Here is a 19,338-nt window from a genome sequence, read left to right on the forward strand (position 1 = left end):
ATGTAAGAAAAGAAATTGAACATATTTTAGTGAAATTAGCTAGTTAGTTACCGTAAAGCCAAAGAAAGAAGAACGTCGGAAAGCCGTATGAGGGAAAACCTCACGTACGGTTTGATGAGGAGTTGCGCCTTGAAAGCTCAAGGAATACATACGACTTGAGATAGTCGTCTAGATAATGCTTAGCCAGCAGTCTTGTACCGAGTCTTGCGTGGTACACGGTAACGTGTACTGCGAAGCGTAGACAGGAAGATGGTAGGCCGGAATAAAGTGAAAAGGATAATTAGTCCCGAAATTAAACGTGATGTGGAGTAGCCGACCTTTTCTCTCAATGGGGAAGGCAATAATGAAATAACCGCCAAAGGCTAGGTCATTCTCATTACTCCCGGGATTCGTACCTACGGCATGTCATCAATGGATTCCTTGGGAACAAGGGAGATCCAATGAACTTCTACAGGATGTAGATAAGAATTCAACAAGCCTACAAAGCAAGGAGAATTCGATGGTTTATTGGAAGTCTTACTAACTGATAGTACTCTGAGATAGGGAGAGCCTATTACACGGGGAAGCGGTTAGCGGAAATTGAATCAATCTAAGGAAACATGAGCTTCATTCAATGGAAGATTTCGGTCCTTAATTCAAAGTAAGGAGAAACCAATCATGACAACAGGATTAGAGAGAATAGCAGTAAAAGCTCAACTGGATGCAAAACTACAATTTACATCAGTAGCACATCACATTACAAAAGAGTTGATTTGGACTAGTTTAAACCATATGCCAAAGAACACTTCACCTGGAATTGATGGTATCACGAGGGATATGGCTATAATTGAGTTTGAAAATTGGGTTGGAGATATACTGAATTCAATCCACAGACATAGCTACAAACCTCCAGCAGTAAGAAGGGTCTGGATACCTAAACCTGGGAAAGTCGAAAAACGACCAATCGGAGTACCTTCGGTGGCAGATAGAGCTTTACAAAGAAGTACGGCAACCGTACTTTCATCAATTTATGAACAAGACTTTCTAAATTGTTCATACGGGGGTAGGCCAAATAGGGGAGCACATAATGCCTTAGCTACACTTAATGAGACTATTTCAGGGAAGAAAGTTAGCTGGGTACTGGAAGCTGACCTGAAGAACTTCTTTGGAACCTTAGACCATGATTGGATAATTAAATTCGTGCAACATAGGATTGGTGATCCTAGAATTATTAGTCTGATTAAAAGATGGTTAAAAGCAGGTGTAATGGAAGGTAAGGATATTTATGTCAGTGAAACTGGAACACCGCAAGGTGGTTCAATTAGTGTACTGTTAAGTAACATTTATCTTCACTATGTATTGGATTTGTGGTTTGAGAAAGCAATAAAACCAAGACTCAAAGGAGAGTCATATCTAATAAGATATATCGATGATTTTGTAGTGTGTTTTCAATATCGTTCAGATGCAATAAGGTTTGGGAAAGTCCTTGTGAAAAGATTAAGGAAATTCTCATTAGAGCTTGAACCTAATAAGACTAGGTTAGTAGAGTTTGGACGGTTTGCCAGTAAACATGCCCTGCAAAAAGGAAAGAAATTAGAAACGATCTATTTCCTAGGTTTTACACATTATTGTACAAAAAACCGTAAGGGTAATTTCATGGTAGGTAGGAAAACCGAGAAGACCAGATTTAAGCGAAGTGTAAATAAAATCCAAGAAGTACTTCGTACTATCAGACATTGGTCTATAAAAGACCAAGTTGAGAAGATAAATCAAATTCTTAGAGGTCATTACAATTACTATGGTATGGCTGGCAATCTTCGGTCAATAACAAAAATCTATAAAATTACGGAACGTTATTGGAGAAGAATGTTAAGTAGTAGAAGCCAAAAGAGCTATATAACGTGGGAAAAGTTCAATAAGATTAAGTCGATTTTTCCTCTAAAGCGTCCTAAACTTTTAATTCCATTTTCGGAATTAAAAATGTACGCGAAACTGTGAAGCAATTTCTGAAGAGCCCGGTGCGGGAAATCCGCACGCCGGGTTCTGTGGGGGTTTGAGTCGCCAAATGGGCGACCTTTCTACCCGGAGAACTGAAAGTAAAAGAGACAGCCGTGAGGCTATCCCATTGAAATCAGTTTCTTACTCTACAAATTTAATTAATGATATCCAGCGGTGGAAAGTGTGAAAAAGGTGAGGGATTTTTCTATACAAAAAAATATTTAGGGAATATTAAACCAAAGGAGTTGATTACTTGTATTTTTTGTTTAATGTACTTGGAGTATTAGTAATGCTCGTTCTTATTTATTTTTGCTCGCCTAATAAAAGAAACGTTAAGTGGAAATCGATTTTGACGTTGTTGGTTGTTGAATTAGCTATCACCTGGTTTATGTTATCGACGAAAATCGGGTCATGGATTATTAATAAAATAGCATCGTTTTTTAACTGGTTAATTGCTTGTGCGAACGAAGGGACTTCATTTGTATTCCCATCCGTGATGGCGAATGAGCATGTGGATTTCTTTTTTAGTGCGTTAATGCCAATTATTTTCATTATTACATTCTTTGATATTTTAACGTACTTCGGAATTTTAACATGGATCATTGATAAAGTGGGCTGGCTCATTTCAAAAGTATCTGGATTGCCAAAGCTAGAGAGTTTCTTTTCAATCCAGATGATGTTTCTTGGAAATACAGAAGCCCTGGCCGTTATTCGTCAGCAGCTGACCGTATTAAAAGAACATCGCCTGCTAACGTTTGGAATCATGAGTATGAGCAGCATCAGCGGTTCGATCATTGGGGCCTACTTAACAATGGTTCCAGCGACATATGTATTTGTGGCGATTCCGTTGAATTGCTTGAACGCGCTTTTGATTGCAAACATGCTGAACCCTGTTGAGGTGAGTAAAGAGGAAGATATCGTTTATGTTCCTTCGAAGGAGGAGCGAAAAGATTTCTTTTCAACCATATCAAACAGTATGTTAGTCGGAGTGAAGATGGTCATTGTCATCATGGCAATGGTAATCGGTTATGTTGCCTTAACTGCTGGTATAAATGGAATTTTAGGTTTCGTGGTGAAAGGGCTGACCATCCAAAAAATCTTCTCAATAATCTTTAGCCCATTCGCGTTCTTGCTTGGTTTAGCTGGGGATGATGCCATGTATGTAGCGCAATTAATGGGAATAAAGCTAGCGACCAATGAGTTTGTTGCGATGTTGGACCTCAAAGGTAAAATAAGTGGACTTGCTCCGCATACAGTCGCTGTTGCCGTCACGTTCTTAACTTCCTTTGCAAACTTTAGTACAGTTGGTATGATTTATGGAACGTTTAATTCGATCCTTAGTGAGGAAAAATCAAGTATCATCGGAAAAAATGTCTGGAAGCTGTTGGTCAGTGGAGTGGGAGTATCTTTATTAAGTGCGATGATTGTTGGATTATTTGTTTGGTAAAAGAGTGCTAGGAGAGGGTGAATCGTGAATGTATGATGTGCCTTCTATACAAGATTTCAGATTGCCCATTAAGAATTTAACTTGGAGGGATTTTTTTTTTGAATGAAAAGTAGTGATGTGATCCTGGCAATTGGCTACAAAAATGAAATGAAAGTAGTGAAAAATGTATCCAATTAACACTATTGGCGAAAGTTATGCCGGTGCACAGTGGAGATAGTAACCAAAACCAAGATGGCCCCATTCCTAATGTTTGTCTTGAGGAATAGGGCCGTTTTTTTATTATAAAAGGATAGTTATTGAGATATTATTCCTCTTCTGCATAGGCCTCAGTGGTTGTATCCATACACTCCCAACATTCACTTCTATTCCTTTCAAACTTCGACAATTCACTTCCACAGGAAATGCAAACATCCATAGGTATAGATTCCCCTTTCAAGTGAAAATTTTTAATAAACATATAAGCCGTAAAAAACCTATTATGTTTATTGTATTCAACGATAGCTTGTTAGAGAACCTTGTTACTGCATAGCTAAAAACAAATTCATCGTTTGTTCCACTTTTAACATCATCCAGATACCAATGGAGTTATTAAGAAATTCTATCTACTTTACTATAATTCCTTCAGAAAGTTGTAAGTCACTATTGAATTCCAGCGTTACATCCAACCAATCAAAAACCTTTTGGTTAAAGAAGAGGAGGGCGCCGAAATGGCAGTGTTCCTCAGCAGCATCTTCTTCTGTAAAAATCATATAGGTTTTTTCGCAGGCAAGAGCATCGAACAACAGCTTAGGCTGGCCGGCGAAAAAGTGGTCTGCAGAAGCTTCACACACTAAGGTTGGACAAGTAATTTTGTCGGCCACACCGTCTAGTGTGAAACACTCGGTTTTCTCCAAAAGCTCATCAATGTTTTTCGCATTGAATGTAAACATTCCGTTTTCTATGGCCCAACGCGCATTGATGCTATGCTGCATTATCATTTTAATGAAGTTCTCACGATATACCGGGTGTTAGCCGTCTATTTGGAGAAACTAGCAGAACTCCACCAAATGCTTGATCCATCCAACCCGAATGACCCGATTGCCTCGAGTATCTCGGTTGTGGAATTTGGAATTGAATATGAACGAATGTATATAAAGTGGTGTGAAAAGTATAGAGGAAAATGATAGAGTAATTTTCCGAATTGAATAATCTACAAAAGCGGTCCTTCTTAAAAGGTTCCGCTTTTTTTAATAGGTTTAACTCATTCACTTAGGTTGTCTCCCGACATATTATCTCAGCACACTGTGGGTGGGTACCCTTTTTAGAATACATGTCTAATCAGGTTTTATATTTTTACATATTAATATATTAGGAAAATTATAGGAGGTGTAAATGATTGAAACGGAGAAAAAAGAGCCTGCTGTCTCTTTGCCTTTTCCCAGGTTATCGATGGTGTGGACCGGGGTGCAGCGGGCCGGGAAGACCAATTAATGATGTGGATGGCTGCTGCTACCAGCATGATCGTTGTCTGAGCCGAGGGAATTCCCCGTGTTACTGTGATAAGCAATTTATGAAATGCCTTGAGTCAAAAATGAATCCTCATACCCAAAAAGGTAGAAATGCACGCTTAATGTACGGGTTCATGAAACTGAAAACAACGTTCACTTGTCCAAAATAGGTGATATGTAGTTAAACCTTGATATGCTTAAACGACATCCATTTGTTTACACAAACTAAACATAAATCTAAAGATAGTTCGATATCAATTTGTCCAACCACTCTAAATTAGTTAAACTATAAAGGATGATAATTCGTCGGTAAATAACTTTGAATAATGGGTGGGAGAGAGCATTAAATGAATAAAAGAGTAGTGATTACAGGTATTGGAGCAGTCACTCCTTTGGGGAATGATGCTCATTCAACATGGGAACAGATTAAACGTGGTGTCTCAGGTATTGGTCCAGCAACGATATTTGATGTAGAAAAAGTGGATATCAAAATCGCCGCGGAAGTAAAGGGCTTTGCACCAGAAGAATTTATGGATAGAAAAGAAGCGAGAAGAATGGGGCGTTATAGTCAATTTGCTGTGGCTGCAAGTCAAATGGCTGTCAATGATGCAGGGATCCAAATCGGTGAAAATATTCAACCTGAACGAGTCGGTGTTTGGATTGGCTCAGGAATCGGTGGTTTAGCTGAGTTCGAGGAACAACACCGGAAGTTTATTGAAAAAGGTCAAAGAAGAGTCAACCCGTTTATTATTCCAATGTTTATTCCAGACATGGCGGCAGGACAAGTTTCGATTGCACTTGGAGCAAAAGGAATCAACAATTGTTCGGTTACGGCTTGTGCCTCAGGGGCCAATTCAATCGGTGATGCATTCCGTGTGATTCAAAAGGGGGATGTGGATATGATGATTGCTGGCGGAACAGAAGCAACGATTACAGAGATGACCGTTGCCGGATTTTCTAATATGACTGCCCTTTCAAAAAATCCAGACCCGAACACGGCAAGCCGGCCTTTTGATAAGAATCGTGATGGGTTTGTCATCGGGGAAGGCGCAGGAATAGTGGTACTAGAAGAATTAGAACACGCTATCGCCCGTGGTGCAGCCATATATGGAGAATTGATAGGATATGGAGCTACAGGTGATGCCCATCACATTACCACACCTGCAGCAGACGGAGAAGGTGCCCAGCGTGCAATGAAATTAGCATTAGATGATGCTGGGATTTCCCCTGACCAAGTCGACTATATCAATGCTCATGGGACGTCGACTTATTATAATGATTTGTATGAAACGTTAGCCATCAAAGAGGTTTTCAAGGAACATGCCTATACTTTATCTGTAAGTTCCACAAAATCGATGACAGGCCACATGTTAGGTGCGACAGGGGCCATCGAAGCCATTTTTTCTGTTTTAGCGATCAAGGAAGGAATCATCCCTCCAACCATCAACTATGAAACACCTGATGAACAACTTGACTTAGATTATGTCCCCAACGTGGCAAAGGAGAAGGATGTTCAAGTGGTTTTATCAAATTCATTAGGATTTGGCGGTCATAATGCCACATTGATTTTTAAAAAATTTACTGAATAACTAAAACGAAGGTGTCTAAATCTTATTTAGATACCTTTTTTGTATGTTTTTTCAAAAAGAGATGACTTTACACGTTAAAAGAAGATGATTTATTTAAAAAACTATGCTTTTTGAAATATTTCTACCTACCAAATCGAAGGTTTAGAACTACACTTGATTTTTATTTGCGAAAAAGTAGAATTTATTTGCGAAACCAATTTGGTCTGCCATTAACATAGGGATTTCTCTTAGTAAAGTGAGGTTCATATATTAATAAAGATCCTTTCATTTTTTTATCAGCGGTTTTGAGGGGGTTATCAGCGATTCCGGTCTATTTATCAGCGAATTCACACACTTTATCAGCGGGAAATTAGATTTTATCAGCGTATTAAAAATAAACAGCTATTATACTAACGAGCCCTTTCTCCTTTTAAATCTTTTACATGTCTCGACTAGTTCCACCAAAAATAAAACTAACCAAACGTTTGATTAAATAGCCATGGGACCCTATAAATAAAGGATTTCAACCTTTTATTGAAGCAAAACTTGGTCGGCCCAGGTATGTTTTTCCGCTATTAAAAGAAAAAACAAGTCGATAAAAGGACTTTTATCGGTAATAAATCACACTTTGACAGGTTTCCCGATAATTCCTTACTAACCAAACGTTTGATTAGATTCTATATAAACCCTTTTATCAACAGGATTTTTTCCCGGGAAATGGAGAAAAGAATGTCGAAATCGGCACAGACATAAAATGCGGATAAAACTAAAAAGGTTATGTTAAACCAACACCTTGTTTAACATAACCTTTTATGAAATTACTGTACTTCAGCTTTTTTGATTTGTTTGCTTCGTAACTGTCCGCACGCGGCATCAATATCTGTTCCATGTTCTTGGCGGATTTTACAATTAATTCCGCCCTTTTTCAACGTATCATAAAATGCCAGGACTGATTCCTGTTCACTTCTTTGATATTGACTATGTTCATCGACCGGATTATATGGAATTAAGTTTACATAGACTTGCTGTCCGAGAGGGCGAAGAAGTTCGGCCAGTTGCTCGGCTTCTTGCTTATGATCATTTACATCACGCAACAGAATATATTCAATCGTAATCCGACGGTTTGTCTTTTCTACGTAATACTCCATCGCCTGCATTAATCTTTCAATCGGAATCGCACGGTTTATTTTCATAATACGCGTACGAAGCTCATTATTTGGCGCATGCAGGGAAACAGCAAGATTTACCTGCAGCCCCATATCCGTGAACTCAATAAGCTTTTCCGCGAGACCGCTGGTTGACACGGTGATCCGTCTAGCCGCAATCGCAAGCCCTTTATCATCTTTAATCACCCTGATAAAGTCTATTAGGTTTATAAAATTATCAAATGGTTCACCAATCCCCATCACGACTACGTGACTGACCGTTTCACCTTGTCCTTTGTTGTCCAGATGCAATTGAACGTTCATAATCTGCTCGACAATTTCCCCGCTCGATAAATCCCTGCTTTTTGCTAATAAACCACTCGCACAAAAACTGCAGCCAATGTTACAGCCTACTTGAGTTGTCACACAAACAGAAAGGCCATATTTCTGGCGCATTAATACCGTTTCAATCAAGTTGCCATCCTGAAGTTTAAACAAGAATTTAATCGTTCCATCAGCTGATTCTTGTTTAATATGCTCCTGTAAGGTTTGGATTTCGAAGTTGTCTGACAGTAATTGAAGACACGCTTGATTTACTTCTGTCATTTCCGAGAAAGCTGTTACACGCTTTCGATAAAGATATTCCCATACTTTTTGTGCTCTCGACTTCTTCTCACCGTGCTCGGTAAGCCAAGTAGCCAATTGATCTATAGTTAATCCGTATATGGACTGTTTATTCATACATTCCCCTCTTTTCGTAACGATAAAACTTAATAAAGATTACGTTATATTATTAATGAATAGGCAAAGATGGAGCCTTATCAATTACATACTATCACTTCTCGTATAAATAACCCTTTTTTAGCAACAGCACGATCAAAAATCGCAAAACCTGCTTTTAAAAGAATTTCATCGACAGGTTCAACGGTAACGACGACCACTTTGTCAGCAAGCCTACGTGCACTTTGGAGCATTTCCAGCTGCTCATCAGGGGTTATCACCGAACACAAATTATAAGGCAAATCAATGATGGCTACATCATAATGATTGGTGATATCGCGAATATCAGCTAAGTGTATTTCTCCGCTAAGACCAAAGTGTATCATATTTTCTCGTGCTCCAGGAAGGATAAGCTGATTGCGGTCACTTCCAACAATATCAATTCCCATCGACCTAGCTTCAACTAGGACGGTTCCAATTCCACAACAAGGATCGATGGCCTTAATTCCGTTTGGATTGGGGATGGCGATATTTACCACTGCTCTAGCCACACGTGTGTTGAGCGCTGTGGAATAACCATTTGGCTTCTTTTGATGCCGAAACCAAACCGACGCACTTTTTACATACTCACCGAAGACCCAACTTCCGTCTATATTCATGACGCCAAACAATCGATCAGGATGACGAAGATCTGCTTGACCATTGATGTGTAAGCCAAGCTCTCGTTCAATGGCACGCCGGTTTTCGAATCCTTCTTGTTCACTTTTTGCCTGACCACTACTTTTCACATAGGTGACTTTAAACGTTGCTCCGCTTAGTTGCAAAGTTTCTACCTGTATAAAAAGATCCTCAAGGCTTTCCACCTTATTTAACACCGTGATTCTTTCTTTAATAAACGGGCTTCGACTTGGATCGATTTTTACGAAACTTTCCAAGACATTAGATTGAGACACCTCACCGAATAATGAGCGCATTTCCAAAGCACATAAAGAGCGTTCATCCTCAGCAAAGGCGTAAGTATATATATAGGTCGTACCTTTTTGGAGAGTCATATCCAAATCGTTATCATACTTTAATTTATTTATTTCTTCTTCACCTCAAGTTTATCTGAAAAACATAATCTATTATACCAAGAAAAGACGCATTTTTAAAAATTTCCTTTAATTGGGTGTAGAAATGAGTGTCAGGCACCAATTCGCTAGATTATAATTATAATGAGGCAATTTATGGAGGTTAATGATGGGCTATATTGAAGATTTACGAAAAATAGTCGGGAACCGGCCACTTATTTTAGTAGGTGCTATGGTGTGCGTAATTGATGATCAGGGAAAAATTCTTTTACAAAAAAGACCTGAAGGCATTTGGGGACTTCCAGGCGGGCTATTAGAATTAGGGGAGTCTGTCGAGGAGGCCGGAAGAAGAGAAGTGTTTGAAGAAACCGGCGTTGAAATTGGCCAACTTCAGTTAGTAGAGGTATTTTCAGGTAAGCAGTATTTTCGAAAGTTGTCAAATGGCGATGAATTCTATCCAGTCACGATTGCCTATGTATCAAAAGATATTAAAAAGAATACGATCAAAATTGATGGGAAAGAGTCGATTGATGCTGGATTTTTCCCGTTACACGAGTTACCGGAACAAACCAGTCCGTTAGTCAGGAAGATGATTCAACAATATCCTAATATGCTCAAATAGACCTTTCATAAGAAGGTCTATTTGTAGGTATAGTGTAATCATAGTATTCGTCTCCATGGACATCATATAGACAGAATAATTACATTTTCTCATTCGCAGCAAAAGCTGGTATTTTTTTTAGATTTGATATCCACTCGTTGTAGTGGCTTTCACATAGACCTCTAAGAAAGTGGTGATTTGAACATTTTTTAACTCCACATAATTTTATTATTTTTGGCATATGTGGGTAGCCTAATTTATTGTAAATGTAGTTATGATGTTCACAGTATCCATTTGCAAAATAGGGTTTAGAACAGTCTACAGCCAGACAATGGTCAATTGAGCAAGCTTCAACCCTAATGGTGTCAGTTTTTCCGCTCCTTCTCATTCGTACATAATGCTTATTACATAACTGTCGTGCTTTTATTTGTTCATCGCATCCCTCTACCGTACATATACCCTTTGTTGAATACCGCTTATTTTCAAGGATTTCCATCTTACTCACCTCCCGTATATGCTGTCGAATTTTTTTGGACATTTTTTCCTATCAAATTGCTGCTTATATTTTTGTCGAAATTTCTTTAATTTTTATATTATTGAAATAATAATACAATTTCTAAGGTTTGTATATATACTTTAAAATATTCAAAGTATTAAGATTTGTAAGCGATTTATATAGGTCGAGTTTTTTGCTAGAGACTGCACAGGTTTTGGCAGGGGAACCGGAATATGGTACTTTTGCTTTGTGTTATAATAAAATGAACTTAATAAGATTTCTAAATGACAAAGACTTGTTTTAATATTGTTTGCAACTGGAGGATTACATAGCATGACAACAGAAGGGACATTTAATGGTGTCGATGGAACAGAACTATTTTTTCAAGTGATCGAACCATTATCGGCTCCAAAAGCGGCAGTTATTTTAGTTCACGGACATGGCGACCATAGCGGGGGGCTCCAGAATCTTAGCGAAAGCTTGGTTAAAAAAGAATATATTGTTTATGCCTTTGATTTGCGCGGTCATGGAAAAAGCACTGGTAAAAGGGGATTTATACGGTCTTGGGATGAATTTAGAGGGGATTTACACGAGTTTCGAAAGCTCGTTTCTCTAGATCAGCCCGAATTACCATTGTATATTGTCGGACATAGCATTGGCGGCCTGATTACCCTCGACTATTGCTTAGATCATAGTGCAGGTATCTCAGGAATTATTGCGATTTCTCCTGCCATCTCTTACGAAGTGACACCGATTGAGCAGTTAGGAATTAGCTTAATGGGGAAGGTTAAACCAGACTATAGTATCAATAAATCTCGAAATTTTCGATTGCAGAGGAAAAATTCAGCCGTGCGTGCTAAATATTATTCCGACCGTTTACGTCACAATATCGTTACACCTGGTTTGGGACAAGGCTTAATCCAAACGACATCACGGGTAGTAAATAAAGCAACGTCGATTAAGCTTCCGTTTTTATTGCAATACGGACTTGACGATAAGATTACACCACCAGCAAAGCTGAGCCAATTTTTTCACCTAGTGGCCTCCAAGGATAAACAGCTATATGAATACCCTTTAGTCAAGCATCGCCCCTTTGATGGAGTGGGAAGAGAGAAGTTTTTAGGAGATTTGGGTGGCTGGTTAGACAAACAGATGGATAAAAAACAAAAGGTGCTATATAGAGAGATCATTTAAAGTCCATTTCCAGCTATTTTATGAGGAGGTGGACTTTATTTTATAAGATAGTATAAAATTTTTTGTTACTACAGTACATAATGCTGTGATATTTTTCGTATATGAAGACATAATCGGTCCAGCGGTAACCATAGGAAGTGTATGATGCCCAGTCATAAGACAAGGCATTTTTTGTCTAGAAAAGATAAATATTCCAAAACCCATTGACAGAATAATTTATCGATTCTATTATTTAAATGTTAACCTCATCGTAATTTTGGTTTACAATTAAAAGGGATATGGTTGGAACTTCGGAACTTTGGAATATTCGGAATTTATCGGATTGACATGGTAAATGAAATAAAATGGAGGGATAAAGATGAATAAATGGATGGAACTTGCAGATCGTGTGTTAGATGGGGAGGAAATAACAAATCAGGAGGCCCTTTCAATTTTAGATTGTCCTGATGATGACGTACTTTTACTCATGCATGCTGCTTTTCAAATTAGAAAGCGCTATTATGGGAAAAAAGTAAAGCTTAATATGATCATGAATGCAAAATCTGGACTGTGTCCCGAAAATTGTGGCTATTGCTCTCAATCTTCGATTTCGACAGCACCGATTAATTCTTACAGAATGGTAGATAAGGATACTATAATTGAAGGTGCAAAACGTGCACATGATTTAAATATAGGGACGTATTGTATTGTTGCTAGTGGTAGAGGGCCATCTAATAAAGATGTAGATCACGTTGTGGACGCAGTTAAAGAAATAAAGACAACATATGGATTGAAAGTTTGTGCCTGTCTAGGGCTGTTAAAACCTGAGCAAGCAAAGCGACTAAAAGAAGCCGGGGTAGATCGTTACAATCATAATATCAATACTTCTGCGAGCAATCATGCAAACATCACAACTTCACATACATACGATGATCGAATCACTACGGTGGAAACGGTAAAAGAATACGGAATGTCCCCATGTTCAGGTGTTATTGTAGGGATGAAGGAGACCAAGCAAGATGTAGTCGATATGGCTAACAGCTTAAAAGCTCTTGATGCGGATTCAATTCCCATTAATTTCTTACATGCGATTGATGGTACTCCGTTAGAAGGAGTAAAAGAATTGAACCCACTTTATTGTTTAAAGGTTTTGGCGTTATTTCGTTTTATCAATCCAACAAAGGAAATTCGAATATCAGGTGGACGAGAAGTCAACCTTCGTTCACTCCAAGCATTGGGTTTATATGCAGCCAATTCCATCTTTGTCGGTGATTACTTAACAACTGCTGGACAAGATGAAACGGAAGATCACAAAATGTTACTTGATTTAGGATTTGAAGTAGAATCCGTAGAAGAAATGAAAGCTAGCCTTAGCTAGAGGTTTTATTACCAAATCAAAGCATGAGACACCCTGACCGAAGTCATTAGGTGTCTTTTTTTTAGTATATACCTTATAACCATCCGCCAATTTCTAAGATCGTCAGACCAATCTCAACAACAATTAGAGTTACAATGATCCATTCCACGAATAGTCCCCGGATCGAATGGCTAATCGTCGAAAAACCATCCATGATGTTATATAAAATGTCCGTCTTGCTTTTCAAAATTTTATAGCGATCATTTAACTCAAAAAACTCGACCATCTTGTCGTAAAATTCGCTGGCCGTGCTGCTCGTCCATGTAATATCAGGCTTATCTAAAATCATGATATAAGCAAGTGTATTATACTCGTGACGCACGATTTTCGCGGTCGTACGTGCCAATTCCTTGTTGCCGATTCTCAGTCTGCCTTTCTCCAGCCTATCGATCATGGTTTCAAGTTTGTCGTGGATTTTCCCGAGTTGTTCCTCTGTTTTCTCAAGCGCCACTGATTTTGCGATGACAGTAGAAATCAATTCAGGGTAAAAATCCTCATATTCTGGCACGACCACATATTCATCGGTTAATTCAAGGTTCTCCGTTTCAGTAATATGAATGCAGTAGTCGTCTGTATATCTGTCGGCTTGTTCGATTTCAAAGTCTGGTTCAAAGGAATGGATGTAGTGAAGTAGGACTGTTATCTCATCCGCGTGTGAGTGATTAATGAAGACAATGCTGCCAAAAGAAAAGACTAATACCATTTGCGAATCATCTACATTTTGATGGAGGATCGATTCTAGAATATCGCCTCTCAGGATTAATGGCTGTTCCCAGGTGAATTTCTTGGGAATACCGCAATGGATGGCGATTTTGTTCAAATCAATTTCATGCGTAATGGCAAATGCTTTAAAGGTAATCTCTTTCACTATTATCACCTTTCCAGTGATTTGTCCTTTCTTCGATTTTATTCTTGTCCTCTCAAAAACATGCTAGAACGTTTCTTTCAGTTATTTATTTGGATAGTGCTTGGACTATTATCAAAAAGCAGCGTAAAACCCCTAGCTTCAGCTATGGGGATACTCATTGAAATATTCTAATTTCGATAGGACAAATATATACTGTATAATAGATAAAAAATTAAGGAGGCAGGTTATGAAACGATTAGCAGTTTTTTGCGGTTCAAGTTTCGGTGCTTCTGAGGCATATAGAGAAGGAGCCATTCTATTAGGGAAAGAGTTAGCCAAACGAAATATTACCTTAGTATACGGCGGTTCGAGTAACGGCTTGATGGGTGCAGTTGCTGATACAGTATTAAATGAAGGCGGTCATGCGATTGGTGTGATCCCTAAAGTATTGGAGGAACGTGAAATTTCTCATAAAGGCTTAACGGAGTTAATTACCGTTGAAACAATGCACGAAAGAAAAGCAAAAATGGCTGATTTGTCTGATGGATATGTGGTCTTGCCTGGTGGAACCGGTACACTTGAAGAGTTTTTTGAAATGTTTACTTGGGGTCAGATTGGTTTGCACCAAAAGCCTTGTGGTCTTCTAAATATTAATCATTATTATGACCCATTGATTAGCCTGTTTGACCATATGATCGAACAAAGATTCCTCCAAGAGAAATTCCGTTCGATGGCAATTATTGCAGAACAACCCGACGTATTAATAGATAAATTTTTAGACTATATACCTCCGACGATAAAAACCTACTGAGAAAAGGCGAACAGTGACAGGTACTGTTCGCCTTGTAGTACTTAATGTGTCCCAGAAACATCTAAGGTAGTATTGGTGACGGACGTTTTCTTAAATGTGGAAGTGTTGATTTTTTCTTGTAATTTTTCATAATAAAGGTCTGGGTTGACTGGCAATTCTACCCTTTCGTTTAACCAAGAAGATAAGTATATGGCATTTGAAATTTCCAGCGCCTTTATTCCGTCCTCACCTGGTGCCAATAATGATGAACCTGTTTCAATCGAATCGATCCAATTTTGAACAATCATTGAATGATTCGCATTTTCAGACTTTACTAGAATATCGACTTTCTGCCATTCAGGCTTACCGAAACCGCCTTTATACGAAGCATTAAATTCACGTTCAGATTGTGTTAATCGGTAAAAAGTAAGTTCTTCATTTTCAACAATGATTTTCCCGCGATCGCCAACAACCTCAAAGCGATCCGATCCCGGAGCTTCTCCTGTTGAAGCGATAAACACACCTGTCGCTCCATTTTCATATTCCAAAAATGCGGTTACATCATCTTCTACTTCAATATCATGATACTTTCCTATACTGCACATGGCACGAATGCTCTTTGGCAGGAACCCAGTTGTCCACTGGCAAATATCTAAATGGTGTAGTGCCTGGTTTAATAGAACACCGCCGCCTTCACCCTGCCATGTGGCTCTCCATTTACTTGAATCGTAATAGCTTTGTGAACGGTAAATATCCGTAACAATCCAATTGATCCGTTTTATTGCGCCAAGTTCACCTGAGTGAATAAGGTCCCGTAATTTTTGATAAAGCGGATTGGCCCTTTGGTTATACATGATGCCAAATACTTTTCCACTAGACTTCGCTGCCTCATTCATTTCCAGTACATCTTTTGTATAGACGCCTGCCGGTTTTTCAATGAGGACATGTATTCCTTTCGCAAAGGCCTTTTTGGCGAGTTCCGGATGACTGTAATGTGGTGTGGCAATAAGGACGGCATCAATTCCCGACTCATTAAAAAAGGTCTCTACGTCCCGGAAAATTTGCACATTACCTTGCGTATTATTTTTCACCCAATCGGTTCGACTTGCATTACTACTGCAAATCGCCGTTAAAGTTGCTCCTTTGATTTGTCCTTGATCCAGCATTTGCACATGGGAACTGCCCATATTTCCTATTCCAATCACGCCAACCTTAACTAAACCCATCTCTATCCCTCATCTTTTATTAGATTCTTTTTTTAATAGAAAATCCGAGGATTTATTTGAAAATGTTCTTTATATAGTATGATGATGAAATAATTAACCGCATTGTGGTACAGTTGTATCGTTTTTTCTAACCTTAGTATAATGAATGGTAGAAACAGATGTCAATGAATATCTTTATCCATTTATTTGCTGTTATTATAAAAAGCATTGAATCGAAAAAGTAATTTTTCGATCAGGAATTGAGGAAAAAGGAAAAAGGAAAGAAGCTGATCAAATATAATCAGCTTCGACATGGATGAGGAATTAAGCAGTAAAATTGCCATCATAGCTTAACATAATGGTGGATTTTACTCCTTCGATGGCTGAGATATGATTAATGAAGCTCATGTCATTCTCTTTGACCCGAATACTGAGTTTGCTCAAGTGTTTGAGGACTTGGGCTGTACAAAGGCATATAACCTTGATGGCGGCGGTTCATCTACGATGTATTTTAAGGGAAGAGTGGTAAATAACCCGCTCGGTAAAGGGCAAGAACGTGGAGTAAGCGATATTTTATACATTAATTAAAAGAGGTGAATTATATGATGGTTATCATTCCCGAATATGAACCGAATGAAAGGTTGCTGCTGCTTATAGATGAAATCGGGCAAAACTCCCAATATAGTATTCTCATTGTTAATGATGGCAGTACTGAAAGCTGCCGCTCTATATTTCAGCAAGCAGCAAAAAAAGGCTGTAGGGTATTGTCCCATGAGAGGAATCAAGGTAAGGGAGCAGCGCTAAAAACAGCCTTTTCCTATATATTAAAACATCATCCAGACGAAGATGGTGTCGTCTGCGCGGATTGTGACTGACAGCACAGCTGGGAGGATATTCAGCGAGTGGCTGTGGATCTCTCCTCGCATCAGAAAACGATTCTTTTAGGCAGCAGAGAATTTGTAGGAAAGGTTCCACTAAAAAGTTTAATTGGCAACACCATAACCAGAAGCGTTTTCTCTTTTGTATCCGGTTATAAAATCAATGACACTCAGACAGGGCTCAGAGGCTTTTCAATCGATATGCTCCCGTGGCTGATCCAAATAAAAGGGGAACGGTATGAATATGAAATGAATCAGTTATTAGAAGCAAAAGCTGCTGGCTATATGGTTTTCAGTATTCCGATTCAAACGCTTTATGAGAATAATAATAGAGGAAGTCATTTTCACCCTTTATATGATTCTATTAGAATTTATTTTCCAATTTTAAAATTTAGTTTGTCTTCTTTTTCATGTGGGATTATTGATTTATTCCTCTTTTATATCATCAATTTGCTGACGGGTAATTTGATTATTTCCGTAATAGGAGCAAAAATAATCAGCTCCTTCGGTAATTACTTGTTGAATAAAAATCTTGTCTTTAAAGCCAAGAAGTACTTCCATTCAAAAACAATCATCAAATATTATGGTTAGCTGTATTGATCCTAGTTGGAAATTATTTGATGATTGAATTCTTTACGCATGCAAGCAATTTTTCACTCTTTACTAGTAAAATTTTCACAGAAGGGATTTTGTTTGTTGTCAGCTATTATGCTCAGCGTCATTTTATATTTTGACAAAATCTAGCAAACTTAGAGGTGTGAGAGGTACTAAAAAATTCGGAAAATTTAAAATACACCTCTTGCCTAGTTAAAACCTCCATGATATATTAAATGTATAGAAAATATAAAACTTGGTTTATCCTAATAAACCAAGTATATTTTTTAGATTAATTATAAAACCTGGTTTAGTATAATAAACCAGCGAAGTTGAAAGGATCTTGGTGACATGGAGAAAAAGTATTGGGTCCCAGCTATTGAACGTGTCGATAACATAGTCGATATGATTGCTCACCACCCGGAAAAATATCGATTGATTGATATCGCAAATGAATTAAACATTAATAAAAGCTCGATCTTTTCCCTATTAAATACGTTGGAGGTATTAAATTGGGTGAAGAAAGAGAAGGATGGTACATATTCTCTTGGAACACGACTAGGAATGCTTTCTCCTTTATATTTTAAACAGTTTGATTTTATTGATACGTTTAATTTGACAGCGCTTCCAACTCTCGAGAGGTTGGATGAAACCCTTCAGCTTTCCATATTGGATGGAACGGAAATTGTGTACCTTGCAAAAAAAGAGGGATCATCTCCCGTGAGTATTACCACCAACCCAGGAATGAGATACCCAGCCCATGCCACTGCTATGGGAAAGGTTCAGCTTTCCCAATTTACGTACGAGGAATTTAAAGGATTATATCCGGAAGATTCCTTGAAACCGAAAACCCAATATACAGTTAGAAATTTAGCCGAGCTATGGGTACAAATAATGAGTGTCAAAGAAAATGGTTTTTTTATGGAATACCAAGAGGCTGTGGAGAATTTCTATTGTGTCGCCGCTCCGATTCTAAATCATGAAAACAGAATGATTGCTTCCGTTAGTGCGACGGTGCCGATTTCTAAGTGGGACGAGAAAAAGGAGAAAGCTCAAGCAGAAATTATAAATTTAGCAAAAGAAATTTCTTTAAGAGCTGGATTTGTGGCTTCAATTAAATTTTGATGAAAGAGGGATCGGAGTGAGATTAAAAAATAAAGTGATTTTAATTACCGGAGCTGGTTCAGGGATTGGCAAAGCGACCGCTATTGTTTTTGCGAAAGAAGGCGCCTATGTAATCGTGAATGATTTATCGAGTAATGCAGGAAATGAGACTGTGGAGGAAATCATCGAATTAGGTGGTGAAGCAGCATTTATGCAAGCAGATGTAACAAATGCCACGGATGTAGAACGAATGATTAGTCAGGTGGTGGAAGACAAAGGTAGGATCGATGTTCTATTTAATAATGCTGGAATATCCGGTGTTGGGGCAGTGCATGAAACAAGTGAGGAATTATGGGATCGGGTGGTAAATGTCAACATAAAAGGTGTCTTCTTGCCATGTAAGTATGTGCTGCCGCACATGATGCAGCAGCAAGGGGGTACTATTATTAACATGTCCTCTTGTATTGCTGAAATTGGCCTAGCGCGCAGAGCCTCTTACTCTGCAACAAAAGGAGCCATTCTCTCTTTATCAAAATCCATGCAAGTCGATTATGCCCCATACAACATTAGAGTGAACGCTCTTTTACCAGGGACAATCCTAACACCATTTGTTGAAGACTTTTTGAAAAACTCTTATGACGATTATGAAGAAGGATTAAACGGCATTAGAAAAAGACAGCTAAGTGGAGATTTAGGTCGTCCGGATGATGTGGCAAAAGCAGCTCTATTCCTTGCATCGGATGAATCGAAGTTTATGATGGGTTCCCCACTGTATATTGATGGTGGCGTGACATTTGGAAAAAATGCTTGATACCAATA

General features: G+C 38.4%; 20 protein-coding genes. 14 read left to right on the plus strand and 6 right to left on the minus strand.

Annotated features, from left to right (window positions below; genetic code table 11):
* Positions 1-657 precede the first annotated feature (657 nt).
* Complete coding sequence (ltrA, locus tag J7E63_RS01525) at positions 658-1,977, plus strand: group II intron reverse transcriptase/maturase (protein WP_215009979.1); 1,320 nt, start codon at positions 658-660, stop codon at positions 1,975-1,977.
* 253 nt (positions 1,978-2,230) lie between these two features.
* Entirely contained in the window at positions 2,231-3,424 is a 1,194-nt protein-coding gene (locus J7E63_RS01530) for a nucleoside transporter C-terminal domain-containing protein (protein WP_168241836.1), read from the plus strand.
* 602 nt (positions 3,425-4,026) lie between these two features.
* Here J7E63_RS01530 and J7E63_RS01535 read toward each other — a convergent pair.
* Complete coding sequence (locus J7E63_RS01535) at positions 4,027-4,401, minus strand: hypothetical protein (protein WP_215009980.1); 375 nt, start codon at positions 4,399-4,401, stop codon at positions 4,027-4,029.
* On the opposite strand from J7E63_RS01535, the gene J7E63_RS01540 reads away from it, so the two are divergent.
* From J7E63_RS01540 to fabF, 3 genes are all read left to right on the plus strand, one after another.
* Positions 4,387-4,587 (plus strand): hypothetical protein, encoded by a 201-nt coding sequence (locus J7E63_RS01540; protein WP_215009981.1) that lies wholly within the window; start codon positions 4,387-4,389, stop codon positions 4,585-4,587. The two genes, J7E63_RS01535 and J7E63_RS01540, sit on opposite strands and share 15 nt — an antisense overlap.
* A gap of 212 nt (positions 4,588-4,799) precedes the next feature.
* Positions 4,800-5,081, plus strand: a complete 282-nt coding sequence (locus J7E63_RS01545) for a phospholipase A2 family protein (protein ID WP_215009982.1) — start codon at positions 4,800-4,802, stop codon at positions 5,079-5,081.
* A gap of 177 nt (positions 5,082-5,258) precedes the next feature.
* Positions 5,259-6,500 carry a beta-ketoacyl-ACP synthase II gene (gene fabF, locus J7E63_RS01550; protein ID WP_168241837.1) on the plus strand — a complete coding sequence of 414 codons (1,242 nt, stop codon included), beginning with the start codon at positions 5,259-5,261 and terminating at the stop codon, positions 6,498-6,500.
* A gap of 797 nt (positions 6,501-7,297) precedes the next feature.
* On the opposite strand, the gene rlmN is transcribed toward fabF, so the two are convergent.
* Positions 7,298-8,365, minus strand: a complete 1,068-nt coding sequence (gene rlmN, locus J7E63_RS01555; RefSeq protein ID WP_215009983.1) for a dual-specificity RNA methyltransferase RlmN — start codon at positions 8,363-8,365, stop codon at positions 7,298-7,300.
* 80 nt (positions 8,366-8,445) lie between these two features.
* Entirely contained in the window at positions 8,446-9,396 is a 951-nt protein-coding gene (locus J7E63_RS01560) for a TRM11 family SAM-dependent methyltransferase (protein WP_215009984.1), read from the minus strand.
* Positions 9,397-9,583: 187 nt separating this feature from the next.
* Here J7E63_RS01560 and J7E63_RS01565 point away from each other — a divergent pair, with 187 nt between their 5' ends.
* Positions 9,584-10,036 (plus strand): NUDIX hydrolase, encoded by a 453-nt coding sequence (locus J7E63_RS01565; RefSeq protein WP_215010017.1) that lies wholly within the window; start codon positions 9,584-9,586, stop codon positions 10,034-10,036.
* A gap of 79 nt (positions 10,037-10,115) precedes the next feature.
* Here J7E63_RS01565 and J7E63_RS01570 read toward each other — a convergent pair whose 3' ends face one another.
* Entirely contained in the window at positions 10,116-10,511 is a 396-nt protein-coding gene (locus tag J7E63_RS01570) for a hypothetical protein (RefSeq protein WP_215009985.1), read from the minus strand.
* A gap of 333 nt (positions 10,512-10,844) precedes the next feature.
* Here J7E63_RS01570 and J7E63_RS01575 point away from each other — a divergent pair, with 333 nt between their 5' ends.
* Together J7E63_RS01575 and bioB are read left to right on the plus strand one after the other, a co-directional pair.
* On the plus strand, positions 10,845-11,705 hold the full coding sequence (locus J7E63_RS01575) for an alpha/beta hydrolase (protein ID WP_215009986.1): 861 nt from the start codon (positions 10,845-10,847) through the stop codon (positions 11,703-11,705).
* A 358-nt stretch (positions 11,706-12,063) separates the two neighbouring features.
* Positions 12,064-13,062 carry a biotin synthase BioB gene (gene bioB, locus J7E63_RS01580; protein WP_215009987.1) on the plus strand — a complete coding sequence of 333 codons (999 nt, stop codon included), beginning with the start codon at positions 12,064-12,066 and terminating at the stop codon, positions 13,060-13,062.
* A 73-nt stretch (positions 13,063-13,135) separates the two neighbouring features.
* On the opposite strand, the gene J7E63_RS01585 is transcribed toward bioB, so the two are convergent.
* Positions 13,136-13,969 carry an RMD1 family protein gene (locus J7E63_RS01585; protein WP_215009988.1) on the minus strand — a complete coding sequence of 278 codons (834 nt, stop codon included), beginning with the start codon at positions 13,967-13,969 and terminating at the stop codon, positions 13,136-13,138.
* Positions 13,970-14,195: 226 nt separating this feature from the next.
* Between J7E63_RS01585 and J7E63_RS01590 the strand changes: the two genes are divergently transcribed.
* On the plus strand, positions 14,196-14,759 hold the full coding sequence (locus J7E63_RS01590; protein WP_215009989.1) for an LOG family protein: 564 nt from the start codon (positions 14,196-14,198) through the stop codon (positions 14,757-14,759).
* A gap of 41 nt (positions 14,760-14,800) precedes the next feature.
* Here J7E63_RS01590 and J7E63_RS01595 read toward each other — a convergent pair whose 3' ends face one another.
* Positions 14,801-15,964: a Gfo/Idh/MocA family protein gene (locus J7E63_RS01595; protein ID WP_215009990.1), complete on the minus strand. Its 1,164-nt coding sequence runs from the start codon at positions 15,962-15,964 to the stop codon at positions 14,801-14,803.
* Between the two features lie 369 nt (positions 15,965-16,333).
* Between J7E63_RS01595 and J7E63_RS01600 the strand changes: the two genes are divergently transcribed.
* The 5 genes from J7E63_RS01600 to J7E63_RS01620 all read left to right on the plus strand — a co-directional run bounded on the left by J7E63_RS01600 (position 16,334) and on the right by J7E63_RS01620 (position 19,330).
* Positions 16,334-16,531, plus strand: a complete 198-nt coding sequence (locus tag J7E63_RS01600) for a phosphodiester glycosidase family protein (RefSeq protein WP_251033310.1) — start codon at positions 16,334-16,336, stop codon at positions 16,529-16,531.
* Between the two features lie 14 nt (positions 16,532-16,545).
* Complete coding sequence (locus J7E63_RS01605; RefSeq protein WP_215009991.1) at positions 16,546-16,818, plus strand: glycosyltransferase; 273 nt, start codon at positions 16,546-16,548, stop codon at positions 16,816-16,818.
* A 27-nt stretch (positions 16,819-16,845) separates the two neighbouring features.
* Complete coding sequence (locus tag J7E63_RS01610; protein WP_215009992.1) at positions 16,846-17,412, plus strand: glycosyltransferase family protein; 567 nt, start codon at positions 16,846-16,848, stop codon at positions 17,410-17,412.
* 354 nt (positions 17,413-17,766) lie between these two features.
* The gene (locus J7E63_RS01615; protein WP_215009993.1) at positions 17,767-18,540 is read left to right on the plus strand and encodes an IclR family transcriptional regulator; all 774 of its coding nucleotides are present in this window, start codon (positions 17,767-17,769) and stop codon (positions 18,538-18,540) included.
* A 16-nt stretch (positions 18,541-18,556) separates the two neighbouring features.
* Positions 18,557-19,330: an SDR family NAD(P)-dependent oxidoreductase gene (locus J7E63_RS01620; protein WP_215009994.1), complete on the plus strand. Its 774-nt coding sequence runs from the start codon at positions 18,557-18,559 to the stop codon at positions 19,328-19,330.
* Positions 19,331-19,338: the final 8 nt, after the last annotated feature.

Source organism: Bacillus sp. ISL-75, assembly GCF_018613095.1.